Raw genomic sequence first — 16,983 nt, 5'->3', positions numbered from 1 at the left:
GGCTCCCGCCGGCCCCCCGCCGCGCGCCCGCCCGGGGGCCGCCTTCAGGGCGGCCGCAGGCCGGGCTCGTACGTCTTTTCGGGTCCTTGCGGTCGGGAGTTCCCGCCGACCGGATCAGGACCCCGCCAGGCGCAGCAGCCTGGCACGCTCCTCTTCCACGATGCGCTGCGCGCGCTGCACGACTTCCTCGGTGAGCCCGTCGGGCACCTCGCCGGAGGTCCGGTAGAGCTGCAGCTCACGGGGCCGCACGCCGGTGATGTCGTACGCCTTCAGCGCAGCCAGGCGTATCGCGTAGGCGTCGAGCGTGCGGGTCATTGCCACCTCGTCGGGTCGGACGGGCGCGCCGGCCGGTAGGCCGGTCGCGCCGCCGTCGCCTCCGGTGACGATCCCGGATGCGGCGCCGGCGGGGACGCCGGGTGCAGCGTCCACACTGTCTGGAACGCGCGAACTGCCGTTTGCGTTGCCGATTCCCTCGATCAACTTCTCTGCTTCGCCGCCTTGCCCCGATTCACCCCGTTCCGTGCGCTGCCGAGGAAGCCTCGCGCTCCCCGGTCGCCTGCGCCCGGCCTTGCTGTCGTTCAACACCGCCCCCGGTGATCGCCGCGCGGCTGCCGCGGATAAGAAGGTCCGCCCCCATCCTTGTCGACCCGGGCGCCGGGCGGGTTCCCCCGTACGGATGAATCCGCAGACACCCTCAAGGACGACAAGGAGACGCCGACCGCACCGAGCACGGCCCGGATCCCCATAATCCGCTCCGCCGAACGGCGTACGGTGCCCACGGCCGCACAGACTGTCACGATCCTCCGGCGAACGCCAAGTACTAACCGTCAGTAGCTTTTGACGATCAGTCACGTGACGCGCCGCACACTCGCGGCCAACCTGCGCAAACGCCTCGTCGCGGACTCGGGAACACCGGGCCGCGGTGATACGTTTTTGGTCGCAGAACTGTCGATGTCTTCCCCTCTACGAGGAGCGTGCGTGTCCGCCCAAGAGACGGACCCCCCGAGTACCGGTCCCTCCCGACCTAGTGATCCGCGCGGCGGCGTTCGGGAGGATGTCCGATGAACGCCGCATCCGCCGCTTTCGGCATACTCGCCGTCGTCGTCCTCACCGTCGGCACCGGCTTCTTCGTGGCCCAGGAGTTCGCGTACGTCGCGGCCGACCGGGCCGAGCTGCGCCGCCGCGCCGAGTCCGGCGACCGCGGCGCCGAGCGGGCCCTCGCGGTCACCCGCCGGCTCTCGTTCATGCTGTCCGGCGCACAGCTGGGCATCACCATCACCACCCTGCTGGTCGGCTTCATCGCCGAACCCGCCCTGAGCGTGGTGCTCTCCCCCGCTCTCGACCCCCTCGGCCTGCCGTCCGGTGCCGAGAAGGCGGTCACCCTCGCCCTCGGCTTCGGCCTCGCCACCGGCATCCAGATGGTGCTGGGCGAACTGATCCCGAAGAACTGGGGCATCGCCGAGCCGGAGCGCGTCGGCGTCCTGCTGGCCCGCCCGACGCTCGCGTACCTCAAGGTCATGGGCCCGTGCATCCGGATGTTCGACAACCTGGCGAACCGCCTCGTGCGCGCGCTCGGCATCGAACCGGTCGAGGAGATCCACGGCGGCGCGACCACCGAGGAGCTCGGCCACATCGTCGCCGAGGCGGACCGCGAGGGCGACCTCGACCACGAACTGTCCGACATGCTGCAGCGCGCCATCGCGTTCGGCGATCTGACGGTGGACCAGGTCATGGTGCCGCGCCCCGACGTCATACGCGTCCGGGCCGACACCACGGCCGCGGACCTCATCGCGCTGGTCCAGGAATGCGGCCACTCGCACTACCCGGTGGTCGGCGACCGCGTGGACGACATCGTCGGCGTGGTCGGCGTGGCCGACCTGCTGGCCGTCGACCCCGCGCACGCGGACGACGTGCTGGTCGGCTCGATCGCCCGGCAGCCGCTGCTGATCCCCGACACCGCGGGCCTGTCCTCCCTCCTCGAGCAGCTGCGCGCGGTCGACGAGGAATTCGCCATCGTCCTGGACGAGCACGGCGGCCTGGCCGGCATCGTCACGTACGAGGACGTCGCGGAGGAACTGGTCGGCGAGATCGCCGACGAATCCGACGTCGAGGCCGTCATGGACGCCTGCCCCGAGGACGGCTGGTGGCGCCTCGACGCGGTGCTGCGCGTCGACGAGGTCGAGCGCATCATCGGCACCGAACTCCCCGAGGGCCCGTACGACACGCTCGGCGGCCTGGTCATCGCCCGCCTGGGCCGGCTGCCCGAGGTCGGCGACCGGGTCACCATCCCCGACCCGGACGAACTCCTCGACGCCGACGAGCCGGTGCCCACCGTCGTCGAGATCGAGGTGCTCACCGTCGAGCGCCACGTCCCCGAACTGGTCCGGGTCCGCACCCGCGTCCCGGTGCCCGCCCTCGCGGACGAGCCCCTCGACTCCCCGGCGGACGCCTCCGCACACGTCTCCCGCGCCCGCTCGGGCGACATGGAGCACGCCGCGTGAGCCCCGCCCTACTCTCCCTGCCTGCCACCACGACCCCGGGAACCATGGAAATCGCCTCAGGCGGCGCCTCGATAGGTCTGATGCCCGCCGTCATAGCAACCGTCCTGCTGCTCGCCGGCAACGCCTTCTTCGTGGCCGCCGAGTTCGCTCTCCTCGCCGCCCGCCGGCACCGCCTCGAGCAGGCCGCGGCGGCCCGCAAGCGCGGCGCGGGCTCGGCCCTCGCCGGCGTCCGCGAGCTGACCCTCATGCTGGCCGGCGCCCAGCTCGGCATCACGATGTGCTCGCTGGGCCTGGGCGTGGTCTCCGAGCCGGCCTTCGCGGCCCTGCTCGACCCGCTGTTCCGCGCCGTCGGCCTGCCGTCCGCGGTCGGCCACGCGATCGCCTTCGCGATCGCGCTGAGCACGATCGTCCTGCTGCACATGGTGGTCGGCGAGATGGCCCCGAAGTCGTGGGCGATCTCCGACCCGGAGCGCGCCGCGCTGATCCTGGCCCCGCCGTTCCGCACCTTCACCCGCGGTGTCCGCCCGCTGCTGCGCGCCCTCAACGGCATAAGCAACGCCGCGCTGCGCGCCGCCCGGGTCCGGCCCAAGGACGAACTCAGCGTCCCCAAGGACGCCGAGGGCCTGCGCCGCCTGGTCGGCGAGTCGCGCCGCCTCGGCCTGATCGGCAGCGCCGAGCACGACGTCCTCACCGCGACGCTGCGCACCCACACCGAGGCGCTCGCCCGGCTGGTCGTCCCCGCGGACCGGATCGATGCGGTCCCGTCCGCGGCCGGCCCCGAGGAAATCGTCGCGGCCTCCCGCAAGCACGGCCGCAACCGCCTCCTGGTCCGCGGCGCGGACGGCCGCCTGACCGGCGTCCTGCACGTCCGCGAGGTCCTCGCGATACGCGACCCGCGCACCGCGGTGAACGCCCCGACCGCCGGCGAACTCGCGTCCCCCGTCCTGACCCTCCGCGCCGACACCCCCATCCAACGCGCCGTGGCCGCCCTCCGCGAACGCCGCGCCTCCCTCGCCCTCGTCCACGACGCCCACGGCCAACTCCTCGGTATCGTCGGCCTCGACGACCTATTGGGCAGCGTCCTCGGCGGCACCCGCCCGGCGGCCGCCTGACCACAACCGGATGGCTTCGGGGGACAACATGAGCGATGTGACGTACATACCTGTCCACAGCATGCCCAAGTCACTGGTATGGCACGGCGACCGCATCGCGGACTTCACCCAGGGCACCAGCTGGAACCCGGACGGCAGTCCGGGGCCGAGCAGTCCGCTGTACGGCGAGATGTTCGACCGCACGCTCATCTCGCCGTCCGGCAGCCACGCGATCGTGTACACCGAGCGCGCGACGAAGGCGGTCCTGCTCGACGTCCGTTCGGACGATTGCCGCGTGGTCCGCGAGCTGGACCGCTCCTTCGAGTACGCCGAGGATTTCGACTACCCGATCGCCTTCGGGACGCTGCCCGACGGCCGCGAGGTCATCGTGCACTGCCCGAGCACAGCCGGCGAGTTGCACGTGGACGAGGTGGAGTCCGGCTGCCGCCTGACCGCGGGTGTCCGCAAGCCCGAGGAGATCTACCACGCGGCCCCGGCCGTGAGCCCGGACGGCCGGCACCTCGCGGTGGCCGGCTGGGTGTGGCACCCGCTCTGCGTGGCGCATGTCTTCGACCTGACGGCCGCACTGGCGGATCCGGCACTCCTCGACCAGGAGGGCTTCGTCGCGGACGTCACCACCGCCGGCGACGACGAAGTCACGGCCGCGTGCTGGCTGGACGCCGACCGCATCGCCTTCGGTCTGGGCCGGTGCACCGACGATGTCGACGCCGGGCGGTTCCGGGGCTTCGGCGTCTGGTCGCTGTCCGCCGGAGGCTGGCTGTACCGGCACGCACTCGACGAGGTCCTCGGCCGCACGCTGCTGGCAAGCCGCGGCCGCATCGTCTCGTTCTACGGCCACCCGCGCGTCCACGACGCGGTCACCGGCCGCCTGATCGCGGAGTGGCCCGAACTGCCCGTCGAGCCAAAAGCGTACGTCTGCGGCGTCGACCAAAAGCCGTCCCCCACCGTCGCCTTGCACCCCGACGGCACCCGCCTCGCGGTGGCACAGGAGGATGCGATCGCCATCGTCCACCTGCCCGCCTGACCGGCCACGGGAAAAGGCCCGCCCCGTGTGCGAGTTGGCCGGGGCGGGCCGTGACTGAACCTAGGCCACGGCACCGACAAACGGCTGCCGCAGGCTAGTTGCTCACGGGCGCACACGGTCGGCCTGACCGCCCGCACACCGGATGTGCTCGGCGAGACGCTCGATCTCCGGGCCGGTGCCCACGTACCGCCCGGCACGAACTTCGCCCGCGGTAGCCACGGCTCCGGCCAGGGACAGGCCGAGCGCCTCGCGCAGGACCTTCATGAGACGGGCATTGCTCAGGGATCCCTCGGTGAGCACAAGCACCGAGGGACCGTTGGCGGCGAGTATCCGGCTGCGCAGGTCGCCGGGCGGGTCGTCCCTGTCGCACGCGATGATCGGCCCGCAGCTCGCGCACGCAGTGTCCACCGACCAGCGAAGCCGCAGACCGTCCAGCGTCTGACTGCCGCCCCCAGGCGCAGGCTCGCCGCATCCCATGCACGACAACTCGTAGTCGGCGCCCTCGGTGATCATCAGCGAAGTGTGCCCCCACACGGCGCGAGCCTGGCAGTCAGGTCCGGGGCTGTGAGGAGGAGCATCGGGTGAGGTCGCGCGCTGGGTGGGGTCAGCGGACGGGGGTTTCGGGTTTGGTTAGGGCCGCGGTGTGGAGGGGGAGCCAGGCGGCGCCGGCGCAGTGGCTGCGGACTTCTTCGGGGGTGAACCAGGCGGCTTCGGTGCTCTCCGAGCCGGGGGCCGGGGTGGTGGCGGGGCCCGGGGCGTCGAGGTGGAGGACGTGGAAGGCCATGTAGCCGCGCCGCGGGTAGGGGTAGGCGGCGGGCGGAGGTTCCAGGAGGGTGATGCGGAGGCCGCCGAAGAGGGTGAGGTCGGTCGGGGGTACGGACAGGCCGGTTTCCTCGGCGAGTTCGCGGGCCGCGGTACGGTCGGGGGTCTCGCCGGGTTCGACGTGGCCGCCGGGGACGTCCCAGCCGCGGCCGGGGCGGGCGACGCGGGTGAGCAGGGTGCGGCCGCCGCTGTCGAGGGCGACGGCGACCGCGGTGCTGACGTCGTAGCCGGCCGGGATCTTGCCGGTGAGCAGGACGTCCATGGTGTGCCGGACGGGAATCCACGGGACGGTCAGCGACTCGAGGAGATGCGGGTCCATGGCCCCATCATTCCGTCCGGCACCCCCGGACCGGGTCAGGCGTACCGCATCCCCATGGCGTGCCGTACTTCGTCGAGTGTCGCGTCGGCGACGGCGGCGGCCCGGGCGTTGCCGGCCCGGAGGACTTCGGCGAGGTACGCACGGTCCCGGGCGAGCTCGGCGCGCCGGGCGCGCAGGGATGCGAAGTGGTCGTTGACGGCTTCGGTGACGAGCTGCTTGAGGCGGGCCGCGCCGCCGTCGCCGATCTCGGCGGCGAGGTCCTCCGGGGTGCGGCCCAGGCAGAGCGAGGCCAGCAGCAGGAGGCCGGAGACGCCGGGGCGGTTGTCCGGGTCGTAGGTGATGGTCCGGTCGGCGTCGGTGGTGGCGCGGCGCAGCAGCCGTGCGGTCTCGTCGGCGGTGGCGCCCAGGGCGATGGAGTTGCCGCGGGACTTGCTCATCTTGCCCGCGTCCGTGCCGAGGAGCAGGGGTGCTTCGGAGAGCAGCGCCTGGGGTTCGGGGAAGACCGGCCCGTAGCGCTCGTTGAAGCGCCGGGCGATGGTGCGGGTCGCTTCCAGGTGCGGGAGTTGGTCCTGGCCGACGGGCACCAGGTCGGCTTTGCAGAAGAGGATGTCGGCCGCCTGGTGGGCCGGATAGGTGAACATCAGGCCGCTGACGGATGCCTGGCGGGAGTGCGCGATCTCGTCTTTGACGGTCGGGTTGCGCTGGAGTTCGGCGATCGAGATGAGGCTGAGGAACGGCAGGAGCAGCTGGTTGAGGGCCGGGACCGCGCTGTGTGCGAAGACGGTGGTGCGGGCCGGGTCGATGCCCGCGGCCAGGTAGTCGAGCAGCAGGTTCTCGACGTGGCCGGACAGGTTGTCGGCGACGTCGCGGTCGGTCAGGACCTGGTAATCGGCGATGACGAGGTACGTGTCGACGCCCGCGTCCTGCAGGCGTACCCGGTTCCGCAGGGTGCCGAAGTAGTGGCCGAGGTGGAGCGGGCCGGTGGGCCGGTCTCCGGTGAGGACGCGGTGCCGGGTGGGGTCTTCGGGCAGCGCGCCGGGCGGTACGGGTGCGGCGGCGGTGGCGGGCGCGGGGGTGGCGGCGGTGCCCGGGGCGGGGGTGGGTGCAGCGGCGGTGCCGGTGAGCGTCGCGGTCATGGTTCCTTCTCCAGTGCAGTGCGGGGGTGTCTGCCGCGGGCGTCGCGACGGGCGGCCGGCGCGCTCCGGTGGGAGCGGGTGCACATGAAGAAGGGCCGTCCGTACGAACGGCCCGAGGCGTGGTCTGATTCGGCGGCCGCTCCTAAGAGGAGCGCCACCAGGACAGATGCGCCGTAGAACTCATGCTTCGACGTTATCACTTGGCCCCGGGCTCGACGGGGTGACTTTCGGTCCCGCGGCCGGCGGGGTGGTCTTCGGCCCCGAGTGCGGCGGTCACCCGGTCCCAGGTGCCGTCCCGGGTCCAGCGGCGGTGCCGGTTGTAGAGGGTCTGCCAGCTGCCGTACCGGGCCGGGACGTTGCGCCATGCGGTGTCGGTGCGTTCGCGGTGGCGGATGCCGTCGACGATGCGGCGGTCGTCGGCGGCCGGGGCGCCGCGCTGGTCGGCGGCCGGGAGCACGGCCCGGACGCGGAGCCATTGGCGGTCGGTCATGTCCTGGGCATCGGGGTGCTGAGGGTGTTTTTCAAAACATTCGGTGGCAACAGGTTCGGCGCCGGCTGCGGCGGCCAGGCGGGCCCGGGTCTGGCGGACGAGGTCCTCGAAGAGGTCGTCGTCGCGGTATTGCGCCAGCCGGGCGTCGATGCGCGCCCAGCGCTCGGCCATCTCGGGCGAGGCGCCTTCCAGCGCAGTGTCCAGGGCGGCCCCGACCGCCTGCCCGGGCCGGGCCAGCGGCGACTTCGCCTCCAGGAGCACGACGCCGACCGTGGTGCGGGCGACCCAGACCAGCACGTCGGCGCGCGCGGCGTCGTCGAGCGGGCCGCGTTCGAGGGCGGCGAGCAGCCGGTCGAGCGCGGCCGCCCAGGCCGGCGCGATCTGCGTGGCGGTCCCGATGAGCTGCGCGGTCCAGGGGCTCTGCACGATGCGGTGCCGCACGTCGCGCATCCACATGACGACCGCGTCGTCCCACGGGATGCCGGGGTCGAGGCCGGCCCCGACCTCCTCCAGGACCGAGTCGGCGACCGCGGCGAGCAGTGCGGCGCGGTCGTCGACGTGCCGGTACAGCGCCATCGGGGTCACCCCGAGCCGGGCCGCGACGGCACTCATGGTCAGCGCGTCCACACCGCCGTCAGCCAGCACGCCGCGGGCCGCGAGGACCACGTCGCGCAAGGTCAGCCGGGTCCGCGGCGCGGCGGTGCGGCCGGCTGCCCGGGCATCGGTACCGGTTGCGGAACGGGGACGGGCGGAATTCATTGACCGGGTCACGGGCCAATGCTAGAACGTTTACGCCATATACATGAATGCCCCGGTGCGGCAATGTTCGCCGCCGCGCCTTTCGGAGGACCCATGACCACCACCGCCATGCCGCTCATCGACCCGAACCGCACCTGGGTGCCGCTGGAGAAGCGGCTCGCCGACGAGCGCGACCCGGTGCTGCGCCGCAATCTCGAGGTGGTCATCGCGCACCAGAAGGCCGAGGCGCACGGTGACCTGGAAGCGCTGATGGCCACGCTGTGCCCGGAACCGGTGTACCGCCTCGGCGCGCCCGACAACCCGCGGCTGCACCCCCGCGGCACCGAGGCGATCCGGGCGTACTACGGCGACTTCGTGGCGAGCGGCGCGACCCAGCTCGTGCACGACATCGACCGGCTGGCCGTCGACACGCACCTGGTCCTGACCGACGGCACGATCCGCATCGCCTACCCGGGCGCGGTGCTGGCCGCGATGGGCATGGAGGTCGACGACCCGGCGGCCGGCACGTACTACCTGTACGAGTCGCGCATGGCGATCATCTGGACCATCGACGACGAAGGCCGCATCATCGGCGAGGAGAGCTACACCGACCGCAACGGCTTCGCCGGCATCGCGGACCGCAAGCTCACCGCGGACGACATCGCCCCGCTGCGCACCTGACCGCACGCGCCGGGCGGGCGGGCGCGGTACCGCGGCCGCGCGCACCCGCCCGGTGCGGCTCTCCCTGCACGACCCTGCACTCCCCCGCTCCACCTGCTCCACCTCTTTGCGCCACCCCAGACTTCGACCACCGGAGCCCTCATGCGTGAACTGACCGGCCGGGTAGGCGTCGTGACCGGAGCCGCCCGCGGCATCGGGCGCGGCACCGCCGAGGCGATGGCCGCCGCGGGCATGCGCGTCGTGCTCGCCGACCTGGACGCGGACCGCCTCGCGGCCACTGTCGCCGACCTGCAGGCGGAGGGCGCCGAGGCGATCGGCATCCCGACCGACGTGACCGACCCGGCCGCGGTGCAGGCCCTCGCGGACGCCGCGGTGGCTGCGTACGGCACTGTCCACGTGGCCGTCAACAACGCCGGCATCTGCACGCTGGGCCTGTCCTGGCAGACCGAACTGGACGACTGGCAGCGGGTCTTCGACGTCAATCTGTACGGGGTCGTGCACGGGGTACGGGCGTTCATGCCGATCCTGCTGGCCAACCCGGACGGCGGGCACATCGCCAACGTGGCCTCGATGGGCGGCATGCTGATCGGCCCGATGATCGCGCCGTACACCGCCAGCAAGGCGGCCGTGATCGCGCTGAGCAAGAGCCTCCGCGCCGAGACGGCGCTGTCCGGCGCCGATGTCGGCGTCACCGTGGTCTGCCCCGGCAACATCACCACCGAGATGGCCGACCACCTCATCACCGCGGGCGAACTCCCGCCGCAGGGCGTCGCGATGCGGCAGGCCCTGCAGAAGGGCAACGCCAACGGCATCCCGGCGCGCGAGGCGGGCGGCATCATCCTCGACGCGGTACGCGACAACCGCTTCTGGGCCCTGCCGAACGGCGCCGCCCAGTTCCCGCTGGTGGAGCAGAGCCACGAGGAACTGCGGGCGAGCTTCGGCAGCGACTGACCGCGATCGGCCGTGAACGGCCGTCAACAGCCACCTGCGCTCGGCCGCCTGAGCGGCGGTCCGCGCAGCGCGGCACGCCCGGCCGCAGGTTTCGGGCACACGTGAGGGTCAGCGAGATCACATCGTGCAGCCTGGCGGAATGATAGACCGTATCAAGTAGTCTCGCCGGTGACGCGATCGCACGGGGGCGGTCGCACACAGCGAGGAACTCCACGCATGGCCATGCATCTTCCGTTACCCGCCTCGGCATCGGCGTCGGACTCCCGCACTTCGAGGGAGTGGTGACACGTGTCGTCCGGAGTACTTCCGTGGACCGGATTGCTTGAGCTTCTGCTCGCGTTCGTGCTCTCCACCGCCATCGGCGTGGAACGCGAACTGCGGCAGAAGAGCGCCGGGTTGCGCACCCACACTTTGGTCGGCATCGGCACCGCGGTCTTCGTCGAGGCGTCCAAGTACGGTTTCGCCGACGTGCTGCCGCCCGGCCATCCCGGCTACGACCCGTCCCGGATCGCGGCGCAGATCGTGTCGGGCATCGGCTTCATCGGCGGCGGACTGATCTTCGTGCGCCGGGACGCGGTCCGCGGGCTGACCACGGCCGCCTCGGTCTGGCTCACCTGCGCGGTGGCGATGGCCAGCGCCGCCGGGCTGCCGTGGCTGGCGCTGAGCGCGACCGCGATGCACTTCATCGTGGCCTACGGATACACCCCGCTGCTGCGCTTCTTCGGCGGTCCGCCGCCGCGCACGGTCGAGGTGCACCTCACCTATCTCGCGGCCCGGGGCGTGCTGCCGACCGTGCTGGTGACCTGCACCGGAGCGGGCTTCCAGGTGTCCGACGTGTCGGTGCACCGGATCGGCACCGACGAGGAGCCGCCCGGCAAGTCCGAGCAGCATGCGCTGCTCGCCGCCGAGGCGTGGGCCGGCGGTCCGGCGGCCGGGCGGGTCCCGGAGATCCGCACTACGTCGGTCATGCTCGGACTGGAGGGCTCGGGTGACCCGTACGCGCTGATCGCCCGGCTCACGGAGTTGCGCGGCGTCCTGACCGTGGCGGGCGGCGACGGAGGCCAACTGCCCGAGTAACTGACGGCGCGTGCCATCATGACGGTCCGGCCGCCCCGCGCCTCTTTCGCGGGGCGGCCGGACCTGCTCATCCCGACTGGCGGTATGCCGAGCCGGTCCTGCGCTCTACGGGCGCAGCGGGCCTTCGCAGGTGTACGACGAGGTCGCCGCACGCCCGTTCGACCACACCTGCGGGTCCGCGTAGTGGCAGTTCATGTCCGCCAGGTTGTTCATCGCCGCCCCGGCCCGGTTCAGGATGAAGTAGTCGACCGTGGCGGCCATGTCCTTGCGGATCTGCCCCGGTTCGGTCGAGGCGATGTTCGCGGTGATCTGCCCCCGGCAGGTGAAGCGCGGGTGGCTGTCGTAGACCGCCGTGCAGGACGGGTGGCTCCACGTCGACTGCGCGAACACCTGCTGCACGTAACCCGGTCCGGTCGCGGTGAGCTGCGGCAGCGGGGTGTACGTGGCGGTCGGCACGATGAGCGTGTCGACCGCGGCGATCTGCTGGTCGAGGTACGCGTCGTACTCGGCCTGGTAGGGCGGCCCGCTCATCCGGTCGAGGAACCCGTCGAACGCCGCGACGTTGCCGGACCGCAGGTGGCCGTACATCTCCCGGAGCAGGTCCGGGTGGTCGCGGCCGAGCATCGACCAGAACGCGCCCGCGTAGGAGTAGTACCGGAAGAAGTAGCCGGCGTCGTCGTACTTGAAGTGCAGGATCTCCTGCACCGACGGGCGGCCGTTGCGCGGCTGGTCCTCGATGATCTTCAGGATCAGCGACTTGCGCAGCTTGACGCCCTCGCCGCGGGTGGCGCCCGCGAAGTACTCCGCGGTGCCCTCGTCGAACGACGTGGTGCGGTTGTCGGTGTACCAGGGCGCCTGGCCGAACGTGCCGGGCACGGCGTAGCGGCCGTTGAGGTAGTGCGTGTACTCGTGGCGGAACAGCTCTTCGAGCGTCAGCTTCGAGTCGCGCGGTACGACGCGCTGGTAGGTGTAGAAGGTCGCGCCGTCCTCGATGTACAGGCCGCCGTTGTTGGTGTTGTAGCCGTACAGAAAATACTGGTACTTCCAGTAGTCGGCCATTGCCTGGTAGAGCCGGACGGTCAGCTTCTGGTTCGGGTCGCCGGGCAGCGGGGACTCGGCGCCGATGACGCGCAGCAGCTGCGACTTGACCTGCTTGGCGGCGTAGTAGAGCTGTTCGACGGTGGCGGCGTCGAGGCCGGTGTGCACCACGAAGTCGCCGTTGTCGAAGCTGTAGGTCTGCGGGAAGACGAGGGCTTCGGTGTCGGCCTTGCACACGTCGTACTGCTTGCAGACGCCGTAGTACTCCAGCCAGTGCGCGGTCTCGCTCCAGACCACCGAGAACTTGCCGTACCAGCTCTCGGTGCCGGCCAGCAGGTCGGCGAGGCCGGCGACGGTCTCGGGCCGGACCGCCGGGACGAGCCCGATGCGGCCGTACTCGTAGATGCCGTTGCGGAGCAGGCCGTTGGTCGCGGGCGTGTTCAGGTGCGTGTAGCCGACGAAGGCCTTGAGCGAGGCGCGGTACGCGGGGTTCGCGGCGACCGCGGGGCGGTACGCGTCCGGCTCGTAGACCATGCCGTTGTACGCGGCCTTCTGGCTCTCCAGTGCGGCGGTCTGCCAGGCGCCGAGCTGCCAGGCCGGGGTGCTGCCGTTCATCGCGTCGAAGACCCGGGCGAACAAAGGGAGTTGCCGGGGGCGCACGGTGTCGGTGCCGGCCGAGATGACGACTTCGAGCATGGTCGCCGCGGCATCCGGGGTGGCCGCGAAGGCCTGCGGGTTGGCGCGGTAGGCGTCGATCGCGGCGCTGAGCGGGTCGAGGACCGCGGGGATCCGCAGGTTGACGTCGTTCGCACTCCAGTCGATGTAGAGCGCGGCGTGCGTGAAGTACCAGAGTTCGTACAGGTTGGTGCTGTCGGTGCCGTCGAACGCCGGGGCCCGCTCGGCGATCCGGTCCAGGACCGCACGCAGGTGCGCGGGGGTCAGGACGCGGGCCAGCTGCGGGGTGTACGTCCACAGGAACGGGCGCAGGCAGGTTCCTGCCTTGACGTCCGGACGGACCAGGAAGTCGGCGAGGGCCGCAGGGTTGAGTGCGGCGAACTCGTCGAGGGTGCAACCGGGAGCGGCGGTCGGGGCGGCGAACCGTCCGATGCCGGGTGCGGTGCCGGGGTCGGCGGGGCCGCTCGGTCCTTGGCCGGGGTCCGAACCGGCGTTGCCGGTCAGGGATATGGGGCCGGGCTTGCTGTCGGCGGCGGAGCCGGAGGTCGCCTTGGCGAGGCGCTCGACGTCGTCGTCGGCCTCGCCGCCGGGTGCGCCCGGCGGGGTGGTGCTGCTGGTGCCGTTGCTCGCTATGTGCGGTGCCGGGACGGGGACGGTCCCGGCTGCGGAGGCGCCTGTCGCCGGCAGGACTGCCAGCGCGAGTGCGGCCAGTGAAGCGCTTGTGGCGATCCACGGCCTGCGGCGCACGCGTATGCCCATACGTGCCCTTCTGGGGGCGGGGCCACGGTCGGTGGCCCTCTGCTTGTGGAGCAGGACGCCCAGAACAATTGCACATGTCACATGTGACAACAACATGGCTTGCTTGTAAATCTGCGGCAAACGCGCAGTCGGGGCACGGCAGTTGACCGGCCGTCAGGTGGATTGCCCGCAAACATGCGGAAATGACGAAGGGCCCGCCCTGTCGCCTGGGCGGGCCCGCACACCGTCACCGAGGCGCAAGTTTCCTCGGATGTGTTGAACAGAAGGTAGCGACGCGCACCGACATCGAAGCGCCGCCGACGCACACCTGAGCCGGGCTCCGGAGCCGGGGCCGGGGCCGGAGGCCAGGCCCGAGAGGCCGCAGCCGAGGGCGGGGATGGAGGCTGCCGACCTCGGCGCCCTCGACTCGCAGCGCCTTCAGGTCCCGGCGCCCTCGACGCTCGGCGTCCTCATTCCGCGCGGAGCGACTCCAGCATGCGGGCCAGTGCCGCCCACGTGTCCTCGAGTGCCCCCGGCTCGGCGGTCGTGGCCAGCCACAGCGCGGCCTCGTTCATGGCGCCGGACAGCAGCCGCGCCAGCGGTTGGACCGGCTGCGGGGCGAGCAGCCCCGCCTCGACGAGTGTGGTCAGCGCGTCGACCAGGTGCCGCGCGGAGCCCTGCTCGTCCAGGGCGCGCCACTCCGCCCAGCCGAGCACCGCGGGCCCGTCGACCAGCAGGATGCGCTGGAAGTCCGGGTCGGCGCCCGCCTCCAGGAAGGCCCGGCAGCCGGCCGCGAGCTGGTCCCACGGCTCGGCCTGCGCGTCGCCCGCGGCCGCCACGCGTACCGCGACCTCCTCCTGGACCTCGGCCAGCACCGCCCGGAACAGGTCGGTCTTGCTGTCGAAGTGGTGGTAGAGCGCGCCCTTGGTGACGCCCGCGGCGCGCACGATCTCGGCCAGGCCCACCGCGGCATAGCCCTGTGCGGCGAAGAGCTTGCGGCTCTCGCGCAGCAGCGTCCGCCGCGTCTCGGCGCGCTGCAGTGCCCTGGGGCCGCGTTCGCCCGTCATCCGCCCTCCCGCTGTTGACATACCGCTGGTATGCGAACTAGGTTACTTGACATACCAACGGTATGTGAAACCGCGCAGCAAGGAGTGTCCTCATGCGACTCAGCAGCTTCTACCCCGTGATCGCCACCCCGCTTCTGGCCGAGTCGAAGGACTTCTACACCCGGCTGCTGGGCTTCGAGACGACCTTCGAGGCGGACTGGTACATCAGCCTGCGGCGACCAGGGTCAGGCGACGAGCCCGCGTACGAACTGGCCCTGCTCGACCCGACGCACGCCACGATCCCGGCCGCCTACCGCGACGTCCCGGTCCGCGGTCTGCTGCTCAACTTCGAGGTGGACGACGTCGACGCCGAGTGGGAGCGCCTCGTGGTCGGCGAAGGACTGAAGCCGGAACTGGAGATCCGCAGCGAGGAGTTCGGGCAGCGGCACTTCATCGTCGCGGACCCGAGCGGCGTACTGATCGACGTCATCACCGAGATCGCGCCCGAGGGCGAGTACGTCGACCAGTTCGTCGGCTGACCGGACCGTCATCCGCGCGCAAGGAACTCGCTTATTTGAGCGTTCAGTTCGGGTGCATGGTGGTACGGCATCCCGTGATGGGAGACGTCCTCCAGCACGGCGGTCTCGGCGCCGGGCATCGCCCGCGCGGCGCTCGCGGCGATCTTGCGGGCGTCGTGGGTGCGGCTGCGGCCGGCCAGGACGATCTTGGTGGGGACGTCCAGTGCCTGGAGGTCCCCGACCTTGGGCCGGCGCCCCACGACCACCTTCACCTCCGGGAACTCCGCGGCCAGGCCGTACAGTTCGAGCCACTCGGGGGCAGCCTCGGCGCTCGCGCCCGCGGTCTCCCAGGCCAGGAATGCGCGGGCCCGCGCGGCGGACGGGCGCAGCAGCGACGGCAGGGCGCGCAGGAGGTACCCGGGGCGAAAGCCGCCGAAGCACTGCGTCGGGTCCAGCAGGACCAGGCGGGAGACGCGTTCCGGCGCGTACAGCGCATAGGTCAGGGCGATCCAGGCGCCGTACGAGTGGCCGCACAGGTCCGCCCGGTCGAGGCCGAGGGCATCGAGGACCGCATCGAGCCATCCATGCAGGCCGGCGACGTCGCGCGGCGGGGCGTCGCCGCGCGTGCTGCGGCCCGGCTCGCCGATCCGGTCGATGGCGTACACCCGGTGCTCGCGGGCGAGTTCGGCCGCGTTGGCGTACCAGACCGCCGCCGTCGTACCACCGCCGTGCAGCAAGACCAGGGGCGGGGCGCCGACCGGGCCGCAGGCGTTGACGTGCGTGGTGCCGTGCGGCGTCACGAGGTCGAACTGCTCGACCTCGCAGGACCAGCGGGCGAGGAGCACGTCGTATGCCGACGCGAACGCGGCGGGTTCGGACGGACGCGGGGAACGGGTGTCGGCAGCGCGGACGGACATGGCCCACCTCGGATTCGACGCTGAAGAGCTTCTTCTCGGATTCATCTCGCTGAGCAAGTATCTCGCTGAACGAGATACTATGCGCAAGACGGAGATCCGGGAAGCGGGAGGGAACCGTGCAGGAGCAGGACCCCGGGATGCGCGCCGTGCACCTACTGCGCGCCATCACGCTCGAACTCAACCAAGTGGGCGCGCAGTTCGCGAACGAGAACGCACTGCACCCGACCGACCTGCGGGCCCTGGTCTGCCTGCTGGACGCGGCCCGCGCCGGGACCCCGGCGACGCCCGGGTGGCTGGGCGGGCAGCTCGGCCTGAACTCGGCGGGCACCACCGCCCTGGTCGACCGGCTGGAACGCGCCGGGCACGTACGCCGCATCCGGGACACCGCCGACCGGCGCCGGGTCCTCCTGGCGGTCGACGACCGCGCCGTCGCGCTGGGCCAGGCGTTCTTCGGGCCGCTGATCGGCGACATCGTGCAGGTCCTGCACGGCTTCTCGGCCACCGAGCAGGCGGCGGTCGAGCGCTTTCTCGGCGCGGTGCACCAGGCGGCGGTCGACCGGCGGAAGTGACCCGCGGCGTTGACCGCGCGGCCCTTCCTCCGACCGCCTGCCGGGACGCCGCGTTCAAGGTCCGTTCGGGGACGGCCGATAGGTGGTCAGAGAGCGCGGTCTTCCCAGCGCCCGGTCCGACGGGTGCGCCCGCGCTCGCGACGCACCGAAGCCGGAGCCTCCCTTGCCGCACATCCAGCGAACCGGACTTGGCCGTATCCGCACCGTCCTGAGCCGGCGTACCGCAGCGCTGGCCGGCGCCGCCGCGCTGGCGTTCACCGCACTGGGCGGGGCCGCACCGGCGACCGCGACGCCGCCGCCGTACGGGCACATGTTCCTGAGCGTCTACGAGGGCGTCGGCACCGAAGGCGAGCGCATCGGCTACGCCGAGCTGTGGTGCAACCCCAATACCGGCACGCACCCGGACCCGGACGCGGCCTGCGCCGCCCTGGAGGCCGCGGACGGCAACCCGGGGATGGTGGCCGGCGACCCCGGGCCGTGCACCATGGAGTACCGGCCGGTGACCGCGGTGGCCAAGGGCTACTGGGGAGGCGGCGTGTGGACGATCAGCTACACCGGGGCGCACGGGAACCGCTGCGCGCTGCACCGGGCCACGACCCCGGTGTTCGACATCCACTGACGCCGTCCCCCG

At 71.9% G+C, this 16,983-nt stretch carries 17 protein-coding genes; 9 read left to right on the top strand and 8 right to left on the bottom strand.

The window, feature by feature from the left end; genetic code table 11:
• Positions 1-114: 114 nt before the first annotated feature.
• The gene (locus tag LZ495_RS10995) at positions 115-315 is read right to left on the bottom strand and encodes a hypothetical protein (protein WP_235051891.1); all 201 of its coding nucleotides are present in this window, start codon (positions 313-315) and stop codon (positions 115-117) included.
• 746 nt (positions 316-1,061) lie between these two features.
• Between LZ495_RS10995 and LZ495_RS10990 the strand changes: the two genes are divergently transcribed.
• The 3 genes from LZ495_RS10990 to LZ495_RS10980 all read left to right on the top strand — a co-directional run bounded on the left by LZ495_RS10990 (position 1,062) and on the right by LZ495_RS10980 (position 4,637).
• Entirely contained in the window at positions 1,062-2,501 is a 1,440-nt protein-coding gene (locus LZ495_RS10990) for a hemolysin family protein (protein ID WP_235051890.1), read from the top strand.
• Positions 2,502-2,581: 80 nt separating this feature from the next.
• Positions 2,582-3,613, top strand: coding sequence for a CNNM domain-containing protein (locus LZ495_RS10985; protein ID WP_235051889.1), 1,032 nt, complete (start codon positions 2,582-2,584; stop codon positions 3,611-3,613).
• 37 nt (positions 3,614-3,650) lie between these two features.
• Positions 3,651-4,637, top strand: a complete 987-nt coding sequence (locus LZ495_RS10980; protein ID WP_235051888.1) for a hypothetical protein — start codon at positions 3,651-3,653, stop codon at positions 4,635-4,637.
• 102 nt (positions 4,638-4,739) lie between these two features.
• Here LZ495_RS10980 and LZ495_RS10975 read toward each other — a convergent pair whose 3' ends face one another.
• The 4 genes from LZ495_RS10975 to LZ495_RS10960 all read right to left on the bottom strand — a co-directional run bounded on the left by LZ495_RS10975 (position 4,740) and on the right by LZ495_RS10960 (position 8,175).
• Positions 4,740-5,150: a hypothetical protein gene (locus LZ495_RS10975; protein ID WP_235051887.1), complete on the bottom strand. Its 411-nt coding sequence runs from the start codon at positions 5,148-5,150 to the stop codon at positions 4,740-4,742.
• A 91-nt stretch (positions 5,151-5,241) separates the two neighbouring features.
• The gene (locus LZ495_RS10970) at positions 5,242-5,778 is read right to left on the bottom strand and encodes an NUDIX hydrolase (protein WP_284701858.1); all 537 of its coding nucleotides are present in this window, start codon (positions 5,776-5,778) and stop codon (positions 5,242-5,244) included.
• Positions 5,779-5,813: 35 nt separating this feature from the next.
• On the bottom strand, positions 5,814-6,914 hold the full coding sequence (gene trpS, locus LZ495_RS10965; protein WP_235051886.1) for a tryptophan--tRNA ligase: 1,101 nt from the start codon (positions 6,912-6,914) through the stop codon (positions 5,814-5,816).
• A 196-nt stretch (positions 6,915-7,110) separates the two neighbouring features.
• A complete protein-coding gene (locus LZ495_RS10960) occupies positions 7,111-8,175 on the bottom strand; it encodes a transposase (protein ID WP_235051885.1) in 1,065 nt (354 codons plus the stop codon).
• Positions 8,176-8,256: 81 nt separating this feature from the next.
• On the opposite strand from LZ495_RS10960, the gene LZ495_RS10955 reads away from it, so the two are divergent.
• The 3 genes from LZ495_RS10955 to LZ495_RS10945 all read left to right on the top strand — a co-directional run bounded on the left by LZ495_RS10955 (position 8,257) and on the right by LZ495_RS10945 (position 10,851).
• A complete protein-coding gene (locus LZ495_RS10955) occupies positions 8,257-8,823 on the top strand; it encodes a nuclear transport factor 2 family protein (RefSeq protein WP_235051884.1) in 567 nt (188 codons plus the stop codon).
• Positions 8,824-8,964: 141 nt separating this feature from the next.
• Complete coding sequence (locus tag LZ495_RS10950) at positions 8,965-9,774, top strand: SDR family NAD(P)-dependent oxidoreductase (protein WP_235051883.1); 810 nt, start codon at positions 8,965-8,967, stop codon at positions 9,772-9,774.
• A gap of 318 nt (positions 9,775-10,092) precedes the next feature.
• A complete protein-coding gene (locus LZ495_RS10945; RefSeq protein WP_235051882.1) occupies positions 10,093-10,851 on the top strand; it encodes an MgtC/SapB family protein in 759 nt (252 codons plus the stop codon).
• Positions 10,852-10,956: 105 nt separating this feature from the next.
• On the opposite strand, the gene LZ495_RS10940 is transcribed toward LZ495_RS10945, so the two are convergent.
• Together LZ495_RS10940 and LZ495_RS10935 are read right to left on the bottom strand one after the other, a co-directional pair.
• On the bottom strand, positions 10,957-13,323 hold the full coding sequence (locus tag LZ495_RS10940) for a collagenase (RefSeq protein WP_235051881.1): 2,367 nt from the start codon (positions 13,321-13,323) through the stop codon (positions 10,957-10,959).
• A gap of 449 nt (positions 13,324-13,772) precedes the next feature.
• Positions 13,773-14,369 (bottom strand): TetR/AcrR family transcriptional regulator, encoded by a 597-nt coding sequence (locus LZ495_RS10935; protein WP_235051880.1) that lies wholly within the window; start codon positions 14,367-14,369, stop codon positions 13,773-13,775.
• Positions 14,370-14,461: 92 nt separating this feature from the next.
• On the opposite strand from LZ495_RS10935, the gene LZ495_RS10930 reads away from it, so the two are divergent.
• On the top strand, positions 14,462-14,887 hold the full coding sequence (locus tag LZ495_RS10930) for a VOC family protein (protein WP_235051879.1): 426 nt from the start codon (positions 14,462-14,464) through the stop codon (positions 14,885-14,887).
• 8 nt (positions 14,888-14,895) lie between these two features.
• Here LZ495_RS10930 and LZ495_RS10925 read toward each other — a convergent pair whose 3' ends face one another.
• Positions 14,896-15,783, bottom strand: a complete 888-nt coding sequence (locus LZ495_RS10925; protein WP_235051878.1) for an alpha/beta fold hydrolase — start codon at positions 15,781-15,783, stop codon at positions 14,896-14,898.
• 137 nt (positions 15,784-15,920) lie between these two features.
• On the opposite strand from LZ495_RS10925, the gene LZ495_RS10920 reads away from it, so the two are divergent.
• Positions 15,921-16,352 carry a MarR family winged helix-turn-helix transcriptional regulator gene (locus LZ495_RS10920; RefSeq protein WP_235051958.1) on the top strand — a complete coding sequence of 144 codons (432 nt, stop codon included), beginning with the start codon at positions 15,921-15,923 and terminating at the stop codon, positions 16,350-16,352.
• A 163-nt stretch (positions 16,353-16,515) separates the two neighbouring features.
• Complete coding sequence (locus tag LZ495_RS10915; RefSeq protein WP_235051877.1) at positions 16,516-16,971, top strand: SSI family serine proteinase inhibitor; 456 nt, start codon at positions 16,516-16,518, stop codon at positions 16,969-16,971.
• Positions 16,972-16,983 lie beyond the last annotated feature (12 nt).

The sequence above is a fragment of the Yinghuangia soli genome (assembly GCF_021502675.1).
Lineage (GTDB): Bacteria > Actinomycetota > Actinomycetes > Streptomycetales > Streptomycetaceae > Yinghuangia > Yinghuangia soli.
This window is presented reverse-complemented; position numbering and strand designations above follow the sequence as displayed.

Excerpts from the sequence above, each read along its gene's own strand:
- LZ495_RS10995 (WP_235051891.1), bottom strand. The coding sequence starts at position 315 with ATGACCCGCACGCTCGACGCCTACGCGATACGCCTGGCTGCGCTGAAG.
- LZ495_RS10990 (WP_235051890.1), top strand. The coding sequence starts at position 1,062 with ATGAACGCCGCATCCGCCGCTTTCGGCATACTCGCCGTCGTCGTCCTC.
- LZ495_RS10985 (WP_235051889.1), top strand. The coding sequence starts at position 2,582 with ATGCCCGCCGTCATAGCAACCGTCCTGCTGCTCGCCGGCAACGCCTTC.
- LZ495_RS10975 (WP_235051887.1), bottom strand. The coding sequence starts at position 5,150 with ATGATCACCGAGGGCGCCGACTACGAGTTGTCGTGCATGGGATGCGGC.
- LZ495_RS10970 (WP_284701858.1), bottom strand. The coding sequence starts at position 5,778 with ATGGACCCGCATCTCCTCGAGTCGCTGACCGTCCCGTGGATTCCCGTC.
- trpS (WP_235051886.1), bottom strand. The coding sequence starts at position 6,914 with ATGACCGCGACGCTCACCGGCACCGCCGCTGCACCCACCCCCGCCCCG.
- LZ495_RS10955 (WP_235051884.1), top strand. The coding sequence starts at position 8,257 with ATGACCACCACCGCCATGCCGCTCATCGACCCGAACCGCACCTGGGTG.
- LZ495_RS10950 (WP_235051883.1), top strand. The coding sequence starts at position 8,965 with ATGCGTGAACTGACCGGCCGGGTAGGCGTCGTGACCGGAGCCGCCCGC.
- LZ495_RS10940 (WP_235051881.1), bottom strand. The coding sequence starts at position 13,323 with ATGGGCATACGCGTGCGCCGCAGGCCGTGGATCGCCACAAGCGCTTCA.
- LZ495_RS10935 (WP_235051880.1), bottom strand. The coding sequence starts at position 14,369 with ATGACGGGCGAACGCGGCCCCAGGGCACTGCAGCGCGCCGAGACGCGG.
- LZ495_RS10930 (WP_235051879.1), top strand. The coding sequence starts at position 14,462 with ATGCGACTCAGCAGCTTCTACCCCGTGATCGCCACCCCGCTTCTGGCC.
- LZ495_RS10925 (WP_235051878.1), bottom strand. The coding sequence starts at position 15,783 with ATGTCCGTCCGCGCTGCCGACACCCGTTCCCCGCGTCCGTCCGAACCC.
- LZ495_RS10920 (WP_235051958.1), top strand. The coding sequence starts at position 15,921 with ATGCGCGCCGTGCACCTACTGCGCGCCATCACGCTCGAACTCAACCAA.